The sequence below is a fragment of the Streptomyces sp. A2-16 genome (assembly GCF_018128905.1).
In the GTDB taxonomy this organism is placed as follows: Bacteria; Actinomycetota; Actinomycetes; order Streptomycetales; family Streptomycetaceae; genus Streptomyces.
In genome coordinates this window covers 3408772-3428517 of record NZ_CP063808.1, presented here as the reverse complement: position 1 = coordinate 3428517, position 19746 = coordinate 3408772, and the positions used below count along the sequence as shown (strand labels likewise).

Sequence of the window (19746 nt, the reverse complement as noted above, 5' to 3'; positions counted from 1 at the left end):
TGTTCCTGCTCGCTCACCTGGCAACGCAGGGCCCACTGGTCCCTTCTGGGGGCCGGACAGCCCTACGAAGGGACCAGTGGACCTACTCCCGCGTCCGGCCGGCTCAGCCGGCCGCGTCCATCTGATGGTCGAGGGCGAGGGCGGCGGTGATCAGGGCCAGGTGGGTGAAGGCCTGCGGGAAGTTGCCGAGCTGTTCTCCCGTCGGGCCGATCTCCTCCGCGAAGAGACCCGCGTGGTTCGCGTACGTCAGCATCTTGTCGAAGGCGTACCGGGCCTGCCCGAGCCTGCCCGAGCGTGCGAGCGCCTCGACGTACAGGAAGCTGCACAGGGAGAAGGTGCCCTCGCTGCCGCGCAGCCCGTCCGGGGAGGCCGCCGGGTCGTAGCGGTGGACGAGGCTGTCCGACACGAGCTCGTCCTCCATGGCGTCCAGGGTGGACAGCCAGCGCGGGTCCGTCGGCGAGATGAAGCCGACGCTGGGCATCAGCAGCAGCGAGGCGTCCAGGGTGGTCTCCTCGTACTGCTGGACGAAGGCGCGGCGCCCGGTGTTCCAGCCCCGTTCCATCACCTGGCGCAGGATGTCGTCCCGGGCCGTGTCCCACCGGGCGACGTCGGCGGGCCGGGCGAACCGCCGGGCCATGCGGGCGCCCCGGTCGAAGGCCGCCCAGCACATCAGCCGGCTGTAGGTGAAGTCCTTCTGGCCGCCCCGGGTCTCCCAGATCCCCTCGTCGGGCCGGTCCCATGCCTTCACCAGCCAGTCCAGCACGCCGGACAGGGCCTGCCAGCCCTCGTACGGCGGGATCTCCTCGGCCTCTTCCGCGACCTGCGCCAACGCGAGGGCCGCCTCGCCGTAGATGTCGAGCTGGAGCTGGTCGGCGGCTCCGTTGCCGACACGTACCGGCGCCGATCCGCGGTAGCCCTCGAAGTGGTCGAGCACCTCTTCGGTCAGTTCCGGGTCGCCGTCCACGCGGTACATGATCTGGAGGGGCTCGCCGCTGACGGTGCGGCTCGACCGCAGCCGGTCGCCCAGCCAGCGGCGGAACGCCTGGGCCTCCTCGACATGGCCGAGGCCCAGCAGGGCACCGACCGACAGGGAGCCGTCACGCACCCAGGTGTAGCGGTAGTCCCAGTTGCGCCCGCCGCCGATCTGCTCGGGCAGGCCCATGGTGGCCGCGGCGACGGGTGCTCCGGTGGGCGCGTAGGTGAGCAGTTTGAGGGTGATGGCGGCCCGGTTCACCATGTCCTGCCAGCGCCCGCGGTACCGGCCGCGGCGCACCCAGGCGTGCCAGAAGTCGCGGGTCGACTCGAACAGCGCCGTGACGTCGGCCTGGGTCACCGGGGCCGGGGGCTCGTCCTGCGGTTTCCCCGCGGTCAGGACGATCGCGGCGAACTCGCCTTGTGACAGGGTCAGTTCACCCCGGACGTCGTCGCCCTCCCGATCCCACCGCAGGGGTCCGACGCCCTGCAGCACGACCTGTGCGCCCGCGCCGTCGAAGCGGACCGTTTCCCCGCGCACGTCCACCTGATGTGCGCCGCGTCCGTAGTCGAGGCGTGGCCGGCACTCCAACGAGAAGCGCATGCGCCCCCGGGTCACCCGCAGGATCCTGACCAGCCGGTGCCGCTCCGCCGGGCGCTCGGGACGCTCCACCGGCATGAAGTCGATCACCTCGCCCACTCCGGACTCCGCGAGGAAGCGGGTCACGAGCACCGCGGTGTCCTGGAGGTACAGCTGGACCGGAGGTCGTCGGGTCTCGGCACGGACGGAGAAGTGGCCGCCCTTCTCGTGATCGAGGAGGGCGGCGAACAGGCTGGGAGAGTCGAACCTCGGCGCGCAGAACCAGTCGACCGTCCCCTCGGACGAGACCAGTGCCGCCGTCTGGAGGTCTCCGACCAGACCGTGATCCTCGATCGGGGCATAGCGTCGCATGAGCGGTTCTCCTTATGGCCGCACCCCCCGGGCGTCCCCCTTGCCCCGGGCTCACACCGCGACAGGGTGCTCGCATCGAGGGGGGTGGAGCATCCCCCGTCGCGGGTGATGCTTCGGGCGCACGCAAAAGGCCCCCGCAGACTCTGGAAACTCTTATCGCTCCCCCAGTCGCCGAACAGCCCTATCGCCAAAGGGGGATTCAGGTCGCGGAGGTGACGAGACAGGCGAACGCGTCCGCTTCGGCCCGAATGCCCACGGGGTCGTTCTGCTCGTCGATGCGGTCAGAGGCGTAGTCCGCCACCGAGACCGGCCCCCGGGGCAGGAGGTTCTTCAGCCATTCGGTCAGGCCGTCCGCGTCCATGCCCTGTCGGCTCTTGTCGTCGTGCAGCCACTCCAGATACATGTCGCGCACGGCCCGCGTGCTCGATCCGCACGCACCGAACGCCTGGACCATCCAGTGGTTGGTCTGCTGTGGACGGCCCATCAGCAAAGCGCCCAGCACATGGCTGACCCGCACCTCCCCGCGACTCAGACTCCTGGTGCCGGAGGCCACCTCCAGGACCTCTGAACTCGACTCGACGGTCTCGGTCCTCGCCAGGTGCCGGCTCAGATCGGCCCCGGTGATCGCGGGGTACGGAGACGGCAGAGAGTCCCCCACACCAAGGCCGAAGTAGTTCAACAGCCTCGGCCCAGCGCATGGCCTCCGCCGCGGAATACCGGAACCCGGTCAGCAGGCCGGAAGGTGAGGTCGACGACGCGTTCATGCCTTTGAGCTCCCCGGCAGTCGAGGCTTCGGAGTCCTCCGCTGCGTGGACGGAGAACACATCCAGGCAATCCCCGAACAGCGCGATCGACTACCGGGGAACTCCCGATACCTGCGCCGAAAACACGAATGGGGCCTTCGGCGGACGCGCAGGAGCCGGCCTGATTCACGGGGCCGCCGAGGTGATCGTATTGATCGTCCGCCGATAGTTCTTCCCCAGAGTGACCTGTCCGAACGCGTCGAGAGTGAGCAACCGTAGTGGGGCGTGATGGTGTCGCACTCCGCGGGGCGGCTGCCAGTCGGGGCGGTCCGGCGGCCCGGGCCAGATCACGTCGCCGGTGGCGGTCCGGGCCGGAACGAGCCAGTGGTCGCCCACGTGATAGGTGCCCTTGGGTTCGAACCGCACCTGCACGCCGTCCTCAAGGCCGAGCCAGTGGTCCTCGGACACCGGTACCGCCCCGTCGACCAGCTTCCTGCCGCGGACCTCGTGCTGGTCCCAGCGGCGAAGCAAGGTGCGCCGAGCCGGATCGACCGGCGGAACGCTCGAGCCGAGGGTCACCAGCCGATCAACGAGGCTGATGTCCCGCACCTGTACGAGCGGTCCGGCGCGGCCCTCAAGGATGTCGGCATCGTCGAGTATCTCCACCCAGTCGCCCACGTGCGGCGAGAGCCGGTCGTCACGGCCCAGGTTCTCCACGGTCACCGCATGGTCGCCGGCGGAGGTGACGGCGAGCAGCGCCGAGCCGTTGTCCCGCGACCATTTGAACGTGACCTGGCCGGGCGGGTCCGCGCGGTGGATCTCCACCCGGTACAGCTGGTTCTCGGTCCCCCGGTAGCGCGCGTCGGGAGAGATCACGCACAGATCGTCGGAGGGCTGGTGCCGCAATGCCCGAGCCTGGAGCCGGGCGGCACTGGGCGGCAGTTTGGTGCTCAGGTAGTCATCGGCGTCGAAGTCCTTTTCGTCGGGGGCTTCCAGGGCCTTCACCTGCCAGACGACCTTGGAGCGGGCCGCGGTGTCCGGGCCGCCGAGAGCGGTCTCGCGGATGTCGTCGTCCTGGAGGGCGACGATCTCGCGTTCCCAGACGTCCAGGTAGACGAGGTAGGTGCCTTCTTTGAGGCTCGTGGGTTCCGGGTGATCGGGCTGTGCGGTGTAACGGAGGGGGTGTGCGCCGTCGTTCTCGCACAGGATGCCCTGGACGTAGTAGCGGCCGGGTTTGATGGCGACGTCGTGCGGCGCCCACTTCCCGTTCTTTCCGTGTGCCGGGACGTGGCCGATGTCGAACCCGTCCCCCGGGCCGCCGTGCGGTCCGATGAGATCCCGGGCCAGGGAGCGCAGGAAGTGGGTGAGGATGGCCGACTGCTCATTCCAGTCGGCGTCGAGCTGTACCCGGCCCTGCTGCATGAGGACGCTGCTGAAATGCTTCAACGGGTCGAATGTGACGTTGGAGTAGTCGCCTGCCATGGTGTCCTTCGTCCCCCTCCTAGTCGGCGTCGATGAGGCCGACATCGGTGCCGAACGGTGTGTATTCCTCCAGCCCGGCTCGCAGTCTCGCGGCCCGTTGCGGCTCGTACAGGTCGTGGAAGGCGCCCATCTGGGCGGTGTCCTCGGCGCCCTCGGAGATCTCCTGCGGGCAGGCGGCGGACAGTCGGCAGTACTCCGGCGTTCCGTAGCGCGTGCTGTCGAAGGCGGGTCGCACCCGCACTCGTTCGTACTCCTGGTGCCTTCCGCCGACGGCGTCGAGGGCGGCCAGGTCGGGCTGGCATGCGAAGCGGCGTGGGGTGATCGAGCCGGGTGTGACGTAGCAGAACCTGACGCAGCCCCACTGCCGACGCTCCACCGTGATCCGGCCGGCGAAGACGCTGTCCTCGGCGAGTTCGATCGCGTGGGTGTGGACGTGGCCGAGGACGGTGACGCGCTCGAAGGTCGCCACCGCGTGGGCCGGTCCCCCACCGAGTCCGCAGAGAGCGGCGCGTCCGAAGGAGGTGGCGTCCACGATGCTGTCGCTGATCCGCAGCCGCTCGGGATCCCGTCGGACCGGATCGTGGGAGACCTCCACGGTTCCCGTGATGCTGTGCTCGATCCTCACCGCGGCGTCTGTGTCCAGCAGGATGAGGCTCGGCCTCGCCGGGTGGCGGGGTTCGCAGTCCGGATGCAGGCCCCAGCCCGGTACCAGGGTGCAGTGCCGGATGGTCAGGTCTTTGAGACCGCCCTCGACGCGCAGGGCGTTGCCGGTGACGAGGAGCCCGTCGAGAGTCAGGCTGCTGCCTTCAAGGCCTCGGACGCGCAACGCGTCGGGGCCGGGCCTGCTGTCGGGCATCCTGAGGACCGGGCGCGCACGGTTGGCGGCCCTCAACTGCAGACTGTGGCCCGCCCCGAGGGTGAGCCGCCGGGGCAGGTCGTAGATCTGGCTGTCGGTGATCTCGACGACGGCGTGGGCCGGTTGGCGCTCCGGCGGGGCCCCGTCCAGCCAGGGTGCCAGCCGGCGGCGCAGCTCACGCTCGCCGCTGACCCGGTGGAGGACGCTGTCGGCCCGCTGAGACAGAGGGCGGTCGTACGAGCCGCCGCCGAGGTCCGCGCTGAAGCCGTACCGGTAGGAGACGACCACGGACGAGTCGGCGGCCGCGAGGAGGTCGTGGGCGAAGACCATGCGGCCCAACTGCGGATCCACCGCGACCTTTCCCGGGCGGGGGCGGTACCGCCAGCCGGACAGATCGGCGGCCGTGATGTCGCGGGCGGGCACCGGCACGAGCGGGTCGCCCGTGCTGATCTCCAGGCTCCGGCCCGGACCGTAGTGACGCTCGGGGTCGCGTTCCAGGGCTCGACGCCTGATCACTGCGGGGACACCTTCACCGCCGAACAGCGGCGTGTCGTTCCCGAGGACGCTGAAGGTGTAGCGGTGCGGATCCTCGTCCTCCAGGCACAGCGCCTGGGTGCCGGTGACGGAATAGGCGTTCAGGCGGCCTACGAACAGGCCGGTGCTGGGGATGTTGTAACGCCCCGGAGTCCGGTGCGACGTCGGCCGCCGTACGTCGACGGTGTGCGCGAAGGAGTCGTGCGGACCCCCCAGCAGGTCGAGTGCGGCCCCCTGCCGCAAGTCCGTGGTGCGGCCGCGGCGCAGCCACATCCGCGGCACTGCCTCGCTGGTGCCGAGCAGACGCACCGGCTGGGTGACCCCCAGCAGCCGGTAGAACTCCACTGCCCTGGCCGGCCGGTCGGCCAGGTCCGCGGCCAGGGACTCGAGCAGCGCGAGTGTGCCCTTGCGCCGCCGGTCTCGCACGGCGTGCGCGATCGCCCGACGGGGGGAGAGGAGCGCCGGGGTGCGCGGACCGACGGCCGACTGCGAGGCGCGGAAGCCGACCAGGTCGCCGATGTACGGCACCGCCCAGTCCTGGCAGGTCTCGATGAACCAGTTCTCGTACAGCCCCGCGATGTCCTCCTCGACCGCCTGGACCTGCTCGCCGATGACCCGCAGCAAGGCTCGCAGCGGCCCGCCCCGCTCCGAGTCCCGAAGGCGGTACACGGCAGGCAGCAGTTCGTACAGGCGGTCGTCGGTCATGTCGTTCGCTCCGTCAGGAGGAGGGTGTCCGGCACGCGTGGGTCGATGACGGCGAGTTGTGCGGGACGGATGCGTCGCGCCGGGTCGGCGACGGTGCGGTCGACCCGGGCGGGGAGCACCCGCACCCGCTGGTCGAGTGTCAGGAGTCCGGCGAGTCCGTCGGGGAGCGCCAGAGCGGCGACGAGGGCGGCTTCGTCGACCGCCGTGAAGATGTCGATGTCGGCGTAGTCGACCCCCTCGACGCCCTGGATCACGGTCAGCACCTCGCTGAGCAGCACGTCCTGGCCGAGTTCACGACGGTCGAAGCCAAGAGTGCTGACCAGGGCGGCCCGGACCTTGGGTTCCACCGACTCCCAATGGTGGTCCGGTGCCACACGTATCTGCCCACCGACGATCAGGGACAGGAGTTCGCGTACGGCGACCTGGACCGCCCTGTGCGGATCACCGAAGCGGTGCAGTGCCTGGACGAGATTCCCGTGCAGGTCCGAAGTCTCGGCGATCGGTATGTCGTCGACACCGGCGACGGTGACATGGACCAGCTCCCGGCGACCGTCCGACAGCCGTACGGCGGCCGCCTTGCCGATGCCCGCGAAGGTCCGGGCGAAGTCCTCGTGGTCGGCCACGGAGACCAGCCGGTCGAGCGCCCGGACCCCGAGCGGAGCGTCGCGCCGCACCTGGTCACGGCCGTCCCGGTCGGCGCCCCCGGTCGCAGGCAGCGGATTGACGACGTCCCGCACGCCCAGCGGACGGGTGGCCAGGAGGCTGATCCGTCCGGCGGGGACGTTGCCGGAGCGACCGATGCCGGTGCGGTAGCGGGCGGTGACGTTCTCCACTCCGCCGGGCAGGCGAGCGCCGCGGCGGCCGTCGCCGAACAGCAGGCTCGTGTGCCGGTCTTCGTCGGTGTCGGTACTGAAGCTGTGGTCGCGGGGGCCCGCCTCGGCGGGAGCCGGCGTCTCGTGCCACAGGATGTCGTCCACCCGGACCCGCAGGGTGCTCTCGGTGCCGGTGTTCGTCGGCGCGGACACGTACGTGAGCGGTGTCTGCCGCAGCTCGAACCGCTGCGCCGCAAGACCCGCGTCACCGCTGCCGAGCACCTCGGCACGGGTTTCACCGTGTGAGGCGTCGGCGACGTTGCCGTGGATCCGAGCCGTGTCGAGCCGGTAGCAGTACGCGAGCGGATTCGCGAGTCGCAGCACGCTGTGGGTGGTCTCTCCGGGCAGTTCGTGCTCGGCGATCTGCTCGACGCCGGTGACCATGGCGAGCTCGGCCGCGCGCAGGCCGGTGACTCCGGGGATGTCGGTGCGCTCACCGGAGACGATCACCCGACGGCCCGGTTCCAGGCCCTCGTACAACCCGTCCAATTCGATGCGGTCACCACAGATCGCCTCGGCGACGGGGTCGAGCGGCGCCGGTGCCGGCGTGAGCGGCTCGCTCTGGGCGTGCACGGTCACGTCGCGCACCGTGCTGAAGGAGTCGCCCTCCTCGAACCAGTCGTGCGCGAGGACGAGTTGGGTTCCCGTCGCGGTCACTCCGTAGTCGGCCCGGGAGACGTCACGGACCGTCAGCACCTTGGTGATCAGCAGCGCCGGCCGCCGCTGACCGGCCGTGCGTTCCAGTGCGATCCAGCTGCCCGGCAGGATCTGCGGGTACGACGCGTCGAGCGTGATCACCCGGGGCTGCTCCCGTAGGGGGAACTCCGCCTGGATCTCCCCGCTGACCGTGAGGTCGGCGGGCGGTGCGACGGCCTCGACCCGGTCGTCGTCGGTCAGAGTGCGGACGACGGTCGTCGGGTCGCTGCCGACGCATTCCACCCGCAGGGGCTCGGTCGGACGCAGATGGGCCGTCACCGTCACCCGGCGCTGCTTGAGGACGATGACGGCGACGGGGTGGGCGAACTCCCGGTCGAACCCCGACAACGTGGTCTCGACCGTTTCCGAGGCGGCGTCGAACCGGGTCGTGGACGTGGCATTGGCCCTGGCAGCGACCGTCAGGCTGCGCCCGGCGATCGTGACCGTGTAAGTGAGGAGCTCCTCCGTGCCCGAGGTCCGGGGAAAGGCGACGGTGAACCTCTCCGCCGCTCGCGGCGGCGCGTTGTGCCCGAACAGCCGGGCTCGGGTCCGCAGGGCGTACAGCCGCTCGCCCGGCGGATCCGTCCGGGGCAGGTTGTGCCACGCCTCGTAGAGGATCGCACCGAGGTCCGGGCGGACCGCCGACAGGAGGCGGGGCAGGGCATCACCCGTCGCGGCGAAGGTGTCGCCCGGGTTGCGCGGCATCCTGCGTGGATCGGCCGGCGGCACGGAAGCGGGTTTGGCCAGGGCGTCGGCCAGTTCCGCCACCCCTCGGAATCCGGGAACCCGGGTCTCCCGCTCGGCCAGTTGCCGGGCGAGCCCTTCGAGTGCGGGCGCGAACCGCTCGGAACGCCGGCGCACCAGCGCGGACCGGTGCCGCTCGGTCCGCAGCACAGGCAACACCCGCTGTTCGAGGAGGACTTGGAGGTCCGACAGGGCAAGGGGCCGGTCGAGCCGGTCGAGTGCACTTCGCAGCAGCTCGACGATCCGTTGCTCCGCAGGGTTCAACCGGGACCGCCGAGCCCATGCGTCGATGCCATCGCCGATGATCTGTCGGGCCTGTCCGAGGAATTCACCGGGCTCGGCCGCAGGGCGGGTGTCCTCGTCGCGCCGTACGGTCCAGGGCTCGACGTCGACCGCCGTACGGTCGGCGGCGGAATCGGGTGTCACGGTGCGCACCCGGAAGAGCTGTTGCCCGGTGCCGCCCGAGTCCAGCAGCAGCGGATCGTTCGGCTCAAGGCCGGTCTCGGTGCCGTCCAGACCGAGCGGGCCCTTGTCGGCTGCCGGGGCCAAGACAGCGGACAGTGCCTGGGGCCGGGTGAGCCGGGGCCGCAGCAGATTCCACTCCGCCCGTGCCGCAAGGTCGCCTCCGGTCTCGTACGGCTGCGCGAGCTCGCCGGGGGCGGGCGCGCTCTGTGCCCGGGTGCCGGCCGGGACCGTGCCGCGATAGCCGTCCTCCAGAGTGAACGCCAGGAACACACTGGCGGCGACGCCGGGGCGCGGTCGGTGGCCCACCAGTCGGCTCAGTTCCTGCAGGGACCGGCGCTCGGTCGCGGTCCGCAGATACCCCTCGTTGGCGATGCGTTCCTCATAGAAGGTCAGGACATCGGCGACGACGGCCCAGGCGTCGAGGAACGCGATCGCCGGATCGTCCGGATCGTCGGTCTGCAGGGCGGGCAGCGTTTCACGCAGGCGGGCCCGCATGGTCTGCAGGAAACGGGCGTGCGTACCGGCGCGGTAGGCGAGCCTGTCGAGCTGCGGCGGGTTGGCCACGTCGAGCGGTGTGAGTGCCGTAGCGGCGTCGCATCCACAGCCGCAGGGTCCCGGAGTCGAGTGGCCGCTCATCGCCCGCCTCGCATCCGCAGCACAAGCCGGCCCCGGTCCGGTGCGTCCGGGTCATTGTCGAGACAGGCGACCTCGCAGGGGCCGAGCCGCAGGACGCCGTCGGCCAGTTCCCCGTCGGGCCCGCAGAACAGCCGTTCCAGCTTGGTGACTTCGACGCTCGACACGCCGTGTACCTTTTGCGCCGCGGCAGTGAGGCGGCTCACCTTGATCCCCTGGCCGAAGGTCAGGTTGTCCGGGTGGAAGAACCCCCGGCTGCCGTCGGGGAGTTCCCGGGCGCCGAGTATGTCGAGGAGCGCCGCCTTGACGTGGCCGGAGACGAGCCCCGGCCGCACGCAGACGCTCAAGGCGACGTCGAGCGGCACGTACTCGGCCCGCGCGACCACCAGGTCGTGGCCGATCCTGCGGTAGCGGTGCAGGCGCCGGGCGACGGCAAGGAGCATCCGGTCGTCGGCCTCGGCCTTGCCCACCGGGTCGACGGTGGTGAGCACTTCGTACCAACTGCCGGTCCAGCGCAGCTCGGCCGCCGCCCGCTGAACCGTCGGTGGGGCACCGCCCTCGCCTGCGGCGGCAAGCATCGCGTAGTCGTCCGTGGTGATCGCCCGCTCCAGCCGTGTGCGGAACGCCGTGGGCGCCAGCGACTTCACGTCGTCCAGGGACTCGGGGAGGGTCCCGCCTCCCGCGGGGAGCGGATTGCGGGGTTTGACAGGCGGGCCGTCGCCGTGGCCGCCACGCAACAGCAGCCGGGTGACGGTGTCGGCACCCACATTGCCCGCGGGTCCGTTGCCGACCCGGTAGCCGGCGACAAAGCGCGTGCCCGGGTCCGGACGGTGCCCGTACCGGCCGTCGCCGAACCGCAGATGCGCGCGGCCCTCGTTGTCCATCTCGACGACGAAGTCCCGGTCCAGTGGCCCGCTGTCCATCAGATCGGGCCGGGGCGTCCACCGATGGCCGCCGGGCGGCGCGTCGCCCCCGCGCTGCGCGAGCCTGATCTGCGGCTCGGCTCGACGGGGGTTCTGCGCGGTCAGTCGGCAGGCGGGCCCGTGCGGCGTCCAGGGTTGCCGGAAGGTCAGCGGTCGCTGTTGCAGGGATGGCGTGAACGGCAGGGCCGTCACGGTCGTTTCAGCGATCCGGCCCTCGTCCTCGCAGCGCGGTGGCGTCTCGGGCGCCCGCACCGTGCCGAGTGACTCGCGGTGGACCGTTCGGCCGTGGTCGGCCTCGACGACGTTGCCCCGCGCCGCGCCGATGTCGTCGATGAGCGTGCACTCGGGCGGTCGTCCGATCGCCGAGAGGCACAGCGGGAAGGGCAGGGCGTCCTCGGCCGCCCACCGGACCTCGACGACGGGGCGGCCCGACGGCCGGTCGTACAACGGGTCCACGAGGGTCGCGTCGACGTGCGTGAGGCGTACGGCGTGCCGGTGCGAGCGGTCGGCGTCCTCCGGGTCTCCGGTGCGTACGCCCTTCACCTCCTCGAAGACCAGGACGTCGCCCGCGCGCAGGGCGAGCCGACGTCGGCGCGGTGGCCTTCCCTGGTCCGGCTCTGCCCCGTTCACCTGCTGCTCTCCCGGAGCGTCGTCGGCCCAGGCGTCCAGCAGGGTCGCGCCGGTGGCTCCGGCCGGAAGGCGGCAGTTCCGTTCTCCCCAGGTGTAGAAGGGGATGCGGTTGTGCGCGACACGGACCTCGATCGGCTCGCCGGTGAGCGGTTCGAAGGCCTCGTATCCCCCGAAGGGCACTGTGCGCAGGTCGTCCGGCGAGAGGATGTCGGGGATGCCCGGTGCGGGCCGGTGCAGGGCGAGGAACTGGAGATGCCGGGGGTTGAGGTGTCCGTCGGCCCCGGCCTCCAGGCAGACGAACACCCGGGCGTTGCAACCCTCGTGCATGCTGTAGTCGACCAGTCGCGCATGGCGGCGTACGGAGATCCGCTGTCTGGCGGTCGCGAGATACGCCTCGGTCGCGACGGCGTCCTGGTAGTAGCTGAGATGGTCCCCGACGTAGGCGAGGATCTCGGCCAGAGCGATCCCCACGTCCGGGGGGTGGCGCTCTCGCCAGTCGGGCATGACAAGAGACAGCCGGTCCAGGATCAGCTGCCGGAACCCGGCGTAGTCCTTGGCCAGGTAGTCGATCTCCGGCTCGGGGAGCAGCGGGGAGGGACAGGAGGATGTCACCGCGCAGTCGAGATCGCTCGGGCAGTTGACCTTGAAGCCGAACGACAGCCGGTCGTAGCGGGGGTCGAAGCCGGGCAGGGTCCGGTCGGTGGGCCTGCCCCGCTCGTCGGCCTCGACCAGGTGCAGCTCGTACGGCGAACGGTCGCCGGGTGCGTCGAGATGAACCTCCATGCAGTCGTCGGCACGCGGGTCGTCCTGCCGATGGACGAGGACCTCGGTGACCTCGACGGGCGTGGCTGCCGCGCCGCCCTCGACACGGACGTTGGCCTCCGTGATCGCTTCGGGGGCCTTGCCGAGGAAGAAGACGGTCAGGGTCCGCTGGTCCTCGCTGACCTCCAGGTAGTCGAGCCCGTTGACACCGGCCTCGCGCACCTCCGCGCGGCGCCGCTCGTCCGCGCAGGCGAACCGCGTCCCGGCCATTACGCGCCGCCCCGGGCGAGGGTCCGCCGCTGGACGTCGCCGGTGGCCCGCACCATGTACTCGATGACGACGCGCAACGTGGCGTCCTCGCCGGTCACTTCGAGTGAGCGGACCTCGATCAGGTCGCCGAGCCACCGCTGCAGATCGGCCTGGACGGTGAACTGCAGCGCGGTGGCCAGCTCGGGGCTGTTCGGATCGAAGACCTTGCGCAGCAGACCACTGCCGAAGTCGGGCCGGTTGACCCGCTCGCCCGGGCTGGTGAACAGCAACTGCTCGATCATGTCGCGGATGTGGTCGTCCGCTCCGGCGTCCGCGGTGCGTCCGCACCCGTCGACGTGGAAGGGATGGTCGATCTGCCGCATCACACCCCCCTGACCCGCTCCTGCGTGGCGATGACGGTCAGCCCGGTGCCGGTCGGAACGCAGGTCGCCGCGCCGCTGTCGAGCAGCACCGGCCGGCCGTCCACCTTCACCCGGGTCGCAGCCGAAGTCCAACTCGCCGTGACACAAGGCCCGTTGCCCGCTGTCGGGCGCGGTGCCTTGCAGTCGGGCGACACGGTGTACGTGGTCGGCTGGGTGACGACAGCCTGGTTGCCGATCTTGACTCGCGCGCTGGACGCGGTCGGCTGCGCCGCTCCGGTGTGCGCACACCGCACGGTCGCGTCGGTGTGCAACAGAAACCCGGCCATCACGTCACCTCCAGGGCGTTGCCGTTGACGGCCACCTTGTTCTGGGTCAGCTTGATCACGCCCTTTTTGCCGGCGTTGATCTCGATGCCGTTCTTGTCGATCGTGATCTTCAGCCCTCTCGCCGTCTCGATGGTGACGGCCTCCTTGTTCGAGGTCTCGTCCAGCGTCACCGTGCCCGCAGCGGTCTTGAGCACCTTCTTCTCCGGCGTGGTGGCCGGAGCCTGGTTCTCCGCCCAGAAGCAACCGCTCCAGACGGGGTGGTCCGGATCCCCGTGCTCGAACTCGATCCACACCAACGCGCCCACGGGCGGAATCAAATACAGCCCCACCCCGTTGCCCGCGTACGGCACGGCCGGGAGCGCCCAAGGGCTCTTCTCACTGCCGTACACGTCCGCGACGGTGGCGCGGATGCGTCCGCGGTCGTCGGTGTTGTCGGTGACGACGCCCCGGAACTTGCCGTAGAACGCCGGCCCGCCGCCGTTCATGACACCGCCAGCCGGGTGGAAACCGCCCCCAGGCCCTCCCGGGCGAGGACGAAGTTCTGCCGGTACGCGCCCCGGCGGAGGTGGTGCATGACCTCGCGGACGTAGTAGTCGCCGTCGTAGCCCTGGCCCGCGCCACGCAGGCCCACCAGTCGGCGCGGGTGCAGCACGCTCCCGTACCGTACGGCGTCGAGTTCACCCCGACCGGACACGGCGTCGGACGACTTGCCGGCGGTCACCCGGGCACGCAACGCGGCCTGCAGCGCGTCGAGTTGGGCGACGTCCCTGGCGATCACGGTGCGCAGCGCCGCAGCCGGCCTTCCGCTCAGGGCGGCGAGCAGATCCGTGGGCACCGGGATGTCGACGGTCAGTCCGGTGCGCGGATCGAGGATGGTCACCTGCGGGGTGGCCGGACCGGCCGCGTTGAAGTCGAAGCTGACCGCGCCGTCGACGTTCGCGTCCGGGCCCAGGCCCACGGACAGCGCCGGTTGCCGTCGCCCGCCGCGTGGCTGCGGTCCCCAGTAGGCGGTGCTCCGGCCCGGCACGGCGGTCGGTTCCAGGAAGAAGACGAACCCGTTGCGTTCGGCGAGCCTGCGCACGCAGTCGAGGTCGGTACCCTGCCGCGTCGGGATCCGTTGCTTGTCGGTGGGCTTGTCGTCGGTGGCGGTGATGTCGGGCTGCAGCCCGTGGTCCTGCACGATCTTCCTGACGATCTCGGAGTCGCTCCGTCCCGGAAAGGTGGTGCTGTGTTCCTTGAGGGTCATGGCGAAGCTCAGGTCGTCACCGCTCACGATCAGCGTGGACGCTCCCGGCCGGTCGCTGGGTACCACCTGGTGGTCGGTGACGATGCCGTTGATCAGCACGTCGAACGAACCCGCCATGATGACGGCGATACTCACGCGCGCAGGCGGATCGAGGTAGCCCTGGCGCAGCAGTCCGTAGTCGGCGCTCCCGTCCTTGCCCAGCGCGAACGTCATCCGGAACGCGTCCGACTGCTGGTCGGAGGTCCAGATCTGCACGTCGATCAGCGCGTCCATGACGTCGTAGGGCGCCGGGCGGACGACCGTCGGACCGAGCAGAAGCTGTAACCGCACCCCCAGATCGGCCATCACCGCCCTCCCTGCGGAACGGGAATCACCAGAAGACGGCCGATCTCGGCTGTCAACTCGTCCGAGCGCATGGCGCCGTTGGCGTCACAGAGCTGCCAGAACCGCTCCGGGTCACCAAGATGGCGGGCCGTGATGTTGTCGAGCCGTTCACCCTGACCGACCGTGTGCAAGGCGACGACGTCCGGGGCGCCGGACGGCAGAAAGCGCCGGCGTACGTACCTGACTTCCCGCCCTCCCGGCAGGGACAGGGCGGCGGTCTCGATCCCGTGGTAGCGGCTGGTCACCGCGAACATGACGACCCCCTAGACGATCTTCAGTGCGGTGCCGAGGTTCTGGACGCTCCGGGCCGCCCCCGCCGTGGCGTTGAGTTCCTTGGCGATCTGGTGGGCGAGGAACAGCGAGTAGCCGGGGTCGGAGCGCTTGAGGTCGGAGTAGCTGAGGACATCGAGCGTGAGGTCGACCTTGGCCTGGATCGGGTTGAGGGCCGTGTCGTACGCCTCCTCGGTGATGGTGAACCCGGTCAGGCGTACCGGCAGGACGCGCTGGGGCCCCCACACGAACACGGTCAGCGGCGCCCGCGGCGGAATGATCTCGATGTTGCCCAGTTCGGCCAGGACCGTGTTGGCGATCACGGTGGAGCTCTTCGGATAGAGCAGCATCTCGAGCGCCGACAGGGCCGGCGAGACGCCGGACACGACCGTCAGCGGATCGGCGATCTCCAATTGGTCGGCCGCGTCGAGTTCCACATTGACGGTGATGGCTTCCTTCGGAGGGCCGGTCAGCCGGAACGGTTCCGACCGGCCGCCCTCGTCCTCGTGGCCACGGACCGACCGTGCGGTGAGCCGGCGGGTCATCCGCTCCGGGTTGTACTGGAACACGATCACGCTCGCGAAGGGGTTCGCCGGATCGGTGCCGACGAGGGCGCCTTTGAGGAGCCTGGGCGAGCCGGGGAAGGCACTCATCGCTCGGCGCTCCCGTGCTCGATGCTTGCGCGAACGGCGCGGGCTGTGCGGCGGGCGACGGCCGACGGATCGACGCCGGGCGGCAATGCCTCAGCGAGCCGGCCGGTCAGTTCGGACTCGAGGGCCGCTGTCGAGCTCGCCCGGTCGTGTGCGCCGGATGGCAGTCCGTCCAGAATGATGCGTCCGATACGCAGGTCTGTTCTCAGCACGGTCACTTCACTGTCCTCCGCGTCCGCGACGGCGGTTGAGGTAGTCGTCCATCGTCATCACCGGTGGTCCCGGCCGATGGGCTGCGGGCGGTGGGGCGGGAGCCGGCGGAGCGGGTGTCCGGACCTCGACGTGGTCGATGGTCACGTTGATCACGGGCTCCTGCGGCTCGGGGGCGGGAGACTCCGGCCGAGGACCGGGGGCTGGGGCGGCGGTGGCAGGCACGAGAGTGACGGTGGGATGTACCGCGCGGGCCACTGCCTGTGCGGCTTCGGTCGGCGGTGCGGGAGCCGCGGGCCGGGTGTCCCCGTCGGACGCGAGGCGCCTGAGATCCGCAGCGACGGCCGGGCTCGGAGCGGCCGTCCGGCCCACGTCGCGCGCCGGGCTGGGTGCAGATGTCCGGACGGCAGGGGGCGCCACAGGTGGCGTCGGGCCGTTCGGCTGAGGCCCGGTGGCCGGCGATCCGGCCGCTCGGTCGTCGGGGAACTGCTGGTCACGCCCGGTCGGCAGCTGATCGGTACGCCGCTTGACTGCCGTCTGCGCAACGTTTGCACCGCCGTCCGCGCGTACGGGCAGGACGGCGGCCGGAGTGGGAGCCGTACCGGCCGCTGCGGCGGTCCGCGCCTCGCGCGGCGCCGTCTCCTCGGCGGCGGCCGAGCCCGGTCGCCGAGCCCTGGCCCGCCCCACCGGCGCCGACGCAGGTGCCACGGCTCGGCTGTCGCTGCGTGGAGCGATCAGCCGGGAGACGGGGGTCGCCCCACGATCCTCGGCAGGCGGTTCACCCAACGCAGCTGAAGAGGCCGCGGGCGTCGATGCCCGTAGCGGGACACGTCGTTGTGTACTCGGGGGCGGTGCCTGCGGACCGTGCGCAGGCACCGCCTCGGGCCCCTGTACCGCCGTGCCGACCGGGACCGGCAATGCCGCCGCCTGGTCCCCGGGCGGCTCCGTATCTTGAGGAGCCGACTCCCCCATGCCCCCGCTCAATCCCAGGCCGTCGTCCGTCGGCGCGATCGGCTCGTAGAGGGATGTCAGGCGCGGGCGGATCGCCCCGGCCGGATCGATGATCCGCGCAGCCTGCCTGCCGGCGAGGCCGTTCATGTTCCCACCAGGTCGAGATACGCCTGGCGGCGCGGCGCGCTCATCGCCAGGATGTCGCCCTCGCGCCAGCCGTACGCAGTGGCGAGGCGGTGCACGTCGTACAGGGTCCGGCGCGCCCACGCGTCGATCTCCGCCCAGAGGAAGGAGACGATGTCGAACCCCTGCCGCCAGGTGGCCGCACACCCCGGGCAGTGCAACGCCATCTCGATGTCCGCCTGGGGATCGGCCGCGGCGAGCCACTCCTCGATCAGGTCGAGGACGAGGGCGGGCAGTTGGTCGGCCGGAACCTCCGTACCGTCGCGCGAAGCGCCGAGCACGCAGGAGCGCAGGAGCGTGTCCCGGCCGGCCGCGACGTCAGGGAGCTGGGCGATGCCGTCGAGGTCACGACTGTTGAGGAGGCGGACCCGCAGCTCGTACCCGCTCGTCCGCAGGATGGCGGGTTCGTCCGGGGCGGAGGCGGGATCGAGCATGAGGTCCGACGCCGAGAACTCCAGTTCCAGGAGCTCGCCGCAAGCGGCGCAGGTGGCGAGCCCCACGAGGATGTCGCCGAAGAGCCTGGTGCGCAGTTCCAGCAGTCGGGCGTCCCGGCGGCCGATGCTCAACGCCGCGATCCCGTCGATGCCCGACTCCGGTTCCGCGGCGGCCAGAAGGGACAGGGCACGGCCTGTGGCAGCCTGGGGCGCCCCGCGTTCCCACGCGTCCAGCAGTCGCTTCGCGGTCTCCATCAGGCCGGCTCGGTGAAGGTGGGCTCGCTGGGCTCCGGCACGTCGTAGTCGCGTTCCCAGCCCTCGTTCTCCAGCTTGAGCGTCTGGATGGCTACGGCGTTGGCGTTCGCGTCGAGATCCGGCACCGCCTGGAACTCCGACACCCAGCAGCGGTACACCTTGTAGGCGATGGCGACCTGGCCAGCCTCGTTGTACACCTCGATGATGACGTCCTTGCGGAAGTCCCGCAGCGACACCTCTGCGCCGAGGCCCGACCCGAAGTTCCAGACCTTGTTGGCCCACCGCTCGAAGGCCGGGTCATGGCTGATCCCGCGCTCCAGCGTGATCGGTTCGTATTCCGTCCGCCCGGGCGACTTCCGGGTGCTGCTCGGATCCCCGCCGCTGCGGTGCTTCACCACCTCCGTGGTGCGCTTCAGCGGACTGACCTTGCTGACGCCGGCGACGTACTGACCGTCCCACTTGACCCGGAACTTGAAGTTCTTGTACGGGTCGAATCGCCGCTCGTTGACGGTGAACTGGGCCATTATTCTTCCCTCGCGTCCCTCACGTCTGGATCTGGCCGGCGATCTGCTGAAGCTTGACGACCACGAACTCGGCGGGTTTCAGCGGCGCGAATCCCACGAGGATGTTCACGATTCCCCGATCGATGTCGTTCTGGGTCGTGGTCTGGCTGTCGCACCTGACGAAGTACGCCTTGGCCGGGGTGTTCCCCTGGAACGCGCCCTGCACGAAGAGGTCGTGCATGAACGCGCCCACGTTCAGGCGGATCTGCGACCACAGGGGCTCGTCGTTCGGTTCGAACACCACCCACTTGGTGTTCCGGAACAACGTCTCCTCCATGAACAGGGCCAGCCGCCGCACGGGCACATACTTGTACTCGTCCGCCGCCTGATCGGCCCCGCGCAGCGTCCGCGCACCCCAGACCACTCGCCCGAACAGGGGGAAGGTCCGGAGGCAGTTGACGCCCAGCGGATTGAGCCGGCCGTTCTCGTCGTCGCTCATCTCGACGGTCAGACCGCGAACCCCACCGACGGCCGCGTCCAGCCCGGCCGGCGCCTTCCACACCCCGCGCTCGGTGTCGGTCCGGGCCATCACACCAGCGACCGCCCCGCAGGGCACGACGGAGATCGTCTGGTTGTCCCGCAGTGGATCGGCGACCAAGAGCCGGGGAAAGTAGAGAGCGGCGTTGCGCGCGGACTTGCCGGTCAGGCCGAGGGCAGCCAGCTTGGCCCTTGCCACGGCGTCGGTCGCCGACGTCCAGGCCGCGTCCGGGTCCACCAGCAGCACGGCCCGGCGCGCGACGCAGTAAGTCAGTGCTTCCGTATACACACTTTCACCGGTGCTGCCGTCTCGCACCGGTGGCGGGATGCAGAGAAGGTTGAACAGATCAGCCTTGTCCAGCGCGAAGATCCCGGTCTTCTTGCCCTTCTCCCCGGTGAGATCGGCATCCTTCAACGGATCCCCGTCGCCTCCACTGTTCGCAGTGGCCGGCACCTCCTTGCCCGCTGCCGTGACTGACGGCCGGGTGGTAGGTGGGACAACCCACGTCTTGTCGTTCCGCTGTTTCACGCGGACAAGAAGCGAAGTCTCGGCCAGCACATGAGGTACGAACCGCGGACTGTCGGCATCGATCGACACGCCCAGGAAACTCTCGTTCGCCACGACGGTCTTCGGGTCCGCCGGGTCGGTCTCGAGAACCCTCAAGTTGAAGAGTTTCTTGTTGCTGTCGTCGGGATCCGGGTAAGTGACCCCGACCTTGAGGTTGTTGCCCCATGCCCCCGGACTGGCGGCGACGAGGGTCAACTTGTCGTCGGGGGCGGCTGCCGCCCCGGTGGGCAGATCGATGACAGCCGCCGAGGCGCCGACTTCCGGTGCGGCCGGTGCCGCTGGGGGTGCGGCCGGAGGCGCCGGCGCCGCCGGTGTGTGGCCGACTCGGACGATCAGCGCCTTGCTCCCACCATTGAGATAGAAGTCCCGCACCGCGTAGCTCATGGTGCTGTCCGCGGCCAGCCCACCGAACTGCCGCTCGAAGTCGGCGAACCCGAAGATCGCGGTCGGCTCGTTCAACGGCCCCCGCGAGGCCCGCCCGATGAACGCGGTGATCGACGTCGCCACCCCGACGATGGTCCGGACACCGCTGGGGACCTCCTCTATGTAGACCCCGGGGTATGTCAGCGCACTGGGCACGATGGGCCGTCCTCTCTCCGGTGCGTGGTGCCGGCGCACTCCCTTGAGG

The 19746-nt window shown here is 70.4% G+C and carries 16 protein-coding genes; all 16 read right to left on the bottom strand.

Features of this window, described 5'->3' with window-relative positions; all coding sequences use genetic code 11:
- Positions 1 to 103 precede the first annotated feature (103 nt).
- Positions 104 to 1924 carry a glycoside hydrolase family 15 protein gene (locus IOD14_RS15455; RefSeq protein ID WP_212670526.1) on the bottom strand — a complete coding sequence of 607 codons (1821 nt, stop codon included), beginning with the start codon at positions 1922 to 1924 and terminating at the stop codon, positions 104 to 106.
- Positions 1925 to 2123: 199 nt separating this feature from the next.
- The gene (locus IOD14_RS15450) at positions 2124 to 2582 is read right to left on the bottom strand and encodes a hypothetical protein (protein ID WP_212670525.1); all 459 of its coding nucleotides are present in this window, start codon (positions 2580 to 2582) and stop codon (positions 2124 to 2126) included.
- A 271-nt stretch (positions 2583 to 2853) separates the two neighbouring features.
- Positions 2854 to 4149 (bottom strand): DUF6519 domain-containing protein, encoded by a 1296-nt coding sequence (locus IOD14_RS15445; protein ID WP_212670524.1) that lies wholly within the window; start codon positions 4147 to 4149, stop codon positions 2854 to 2856.
- A gap of 19 nt (positions 4150 to 4168) precedes the next feature.
- A complete protein-coding gene (locus tag IOD14_RS15440) occupies positions 4169 to 6244 on the bottom strand; it encodes a hypothetical protein (RefSeq protein ID WP_212670523.1) in 2076 nt (691 codons plus the stop codon).
- On the bottom strand, positions 6241 to 9585 hold the full coding sequence (locus IOD14_RS15435) for a putative baseplate assembly protein (RefSeq protein WP_212670522.1): 3345 nt from the start codon (positions 9583 to 9585) through the stop codon (positions 6241 to 6243). The genes IOD14_RS15440 and IOD14_RS15435 overlap by 4 nt, the downstream gene beginning before the upstream one ends.
- A 68-nt stretch (positions 9586 to 9653) precedes the next feature.
- Entirely contained in the window at positions 9654 to 12239 is a 2586-nt protein-coding gene (locus tag IOD14_RS15430; protein WP_212670521.1) for a putative baseplate assembly protein, read from the bottom strand.
- Positions 12239 to 12601 carry a GPW/gp25 family protein gene (locus tag IOD14_RS15425; RefSeq protein ID WP_212670520.1) on the bottom strand — a complete coding sequence of 121 codons (363 nt, stop codon included), beginning with the start codon at positions 12599 to 12601 and terminating at the stop codon, positions 12239 to 12241. The genes IOD14_RS15430 and IOD14_RS15425 overlap by 1 nt, the downstream gene beginning before the upstream one ends.
- Complete coding sequence (locus tag IOD14_RS15420; RefSeq protein ID WP_212670519.1) at positions 12601 to 12927, bottom strand: hypothetical protein; 327 nt, start codon at positions 12925 to 12927, stop codon at positions 12601 to 12603. Before IOD14_RS15420 ends, IOD14_RS15425 begins: the two co-directional genes overlap by 1 nt.
- Complete coding sequence (locus tag IOD14_RS15415) at positions 12927 to 13412, bottom strand: phage baseplate assembly protein V (protein ID WP_212670518.1); 486 nt, start codon at positions 13410 to 13412, stop codon at positions 12927 to 12929. Before IOD14_RS15415 ends, IOD14_RS15420 begins: the two co-directional genes overlap by 1 nt.
- A complete protein-coding gene (locus IOD14_RS15410) occupies positions 13409 to 14518 on the bottom strand; it encodes a hypothetical protein (protein WP_212670517.1) in 1110 nt (369 codons plus the stop codon). Before IOD14_RS15410 ends, IOD14_RS15415 begins: the two co-directional genes overlap by 4 nt.
- Positions 14518 to 14811 carry a hypothetical protein gene (locus IOD14_RS15405; RefSeq protein WP_212670516.1) on the bottom strand — a complete coding sequence of 98 codons (294 nt, stop codon included), beginning with the start codon at positions 14809 to 14811 and terminating at the stop codon, positions 14518 to 14520. The genes IOD14_RS15410 and IOD14_RS15405 overlap by 1 nt, the downstream gene beginning before the upstream one ends.
- A 9-nt stretch (positions 14812 to 14820) precedes the next feature.
- The gene (locus IOD14_RS15400; RefSeq protein ID WP_212670515.1) at positions 14821 to 15480 is read right to left on the bottom strand and encodes a hypothetical protein; all 660 of its coding nucleotides are present in this window, start codon (positions 15478 to 15480) and stop codon (positions 14821 to 14823) included.
- On the bottom strand, positions 15477 to 15695 hold the full coding sequence (locus IOD14_RS15395) for a hypothetical protein (protein ID WP_212670514.1): 219 nt from the start codon (positions 15693 to 15695) through the stop codon (positions 15477 to 15479). The genes IOD14_RS15400 and IOD14_RS15395 overlap by 4 nt, the downstream gene beginning before the upstream one ends.
- 1086 nt (positions 15696 to 16781) lie before the next feature.
- Positions 16782 to 17510, bottom strand: coding sequence for a hypothetical protein (locus IOD14_RS15390; protein WP_212670513.1), 729 nt, complete (start codon positions 17508 to 17510; stop codon positions 16782 to 16784).
- On the bottom strand, positions 17510 to 18034 hold the full coding sequence (locus IOD14_RS15385) for a phage tail protein (protein WP_212670512.1): 525 nt from the start codon (positions 18032 to 18034) through the stop codon (positions 17510 to 17512). The genes IOD14_RS15390 and IOD14_RS15385 overlap by 1 nt, the downstream gene beginning before the upstream one ends.
- Positions 18035 to 18053: 19 nt before the next feature.
- Positions 18054 to 19625, bottom strand: a complete 1572-nt coding sequence (locus tag IOD14_RS15380; RefSeq protein ID WP_249125917.1) for a phage tail sheath subtilisin-like domain-containing protein — start codon at positions 19623 to 19625, stop codon at positions 18054 to 18056.
- Positions 19626 to 19746 lie beyond the last annotated feature (121 nt).

Coding starts and splice junctions, on each gene's coding strand:
- IOD14_RS15455 (WP_212670526.1), bottom strand. CDS start 1,924: ATGCGACGCTATGCCCCGATCGAGGATCACGGTCTGGTCGGAGACCTC.
- IOD14_RS15445 (WP_212670524.1), bottom strand. CDS start 4,149: ATGGCAGGCGACTACTCCAACGTCACATTCGACCCGTTGAAGCATTTC.
- IOD14_RS15440 (WP_212670523.1), bottom strand. CDS start 6,244: ATGACCGACGACCGCCTGTACGAACTGCTGCCTGCCGTGTACCGCCTT.
- IOD14_RS15430 (WP_212670521.1), bottom strand. CDS start 12,239: ATGGCCGGGACGCGGTTCGCCTGCGCGGACGAGCGGCGCCGCGCGGAG.
- IOD14_RS15425 (WP_212670520.1), bottom strand. CDS start 12,601: ATGCGGCAGATCGACCATCCCTTCCACGTCGACGGGTGCGGACGCACC.
- IOD14_RS15420 (WP_212670519.1), bottom strand. CDS start 12,927: ATGGCCGGGTTTCTGTTGCACACCGACGCGACCGTGCGGTGTGCGCAC.
- IOD14_RS15415 (WP_212670518.1), bottom strand. CDS start 13,412: ATGAACGGCGGCGGGCCGGCGTTCTACGGCAAGTTCCGGGGCGTCGTC.
- IOD14_RS15410 (WP_212670517.1), bottom strand. CDS start 14,518: ATGGCCGATCTGGGGGTGCGGTTACAGCTTCTGCTCGGTCCGACGGTC.
- IOD14_RS15405 (WP_212670516.1), bottom strand. CDS start 14,811: ATGTTCGCGGTGACCAGCCGCTACCACGGGATCGAGACCGCCGCCCTG.
- IOD14_RS15400 (WP_212670515.1), bottom strand. CDS start 15,480: ATGAGTGCCTTCCCCGGCTCGCCCAGGCTCCTCAAAGGCGCCCTCGTC.
- IOD14_RS15390 (WP_212670513.1), bottom strand. CDS start 17,510: ATGGAGACCGCGAAGCGACTGCTGGACGCGTGGGAACGCGGGGCGCCC.
- IOD14_RS15385 (WP_212670512.1), bottom strand. CDS start 18,034: ATGGCCCAGTTCACCGTCAACGAGCGGCGATTCGACCCGTACAAGAAC.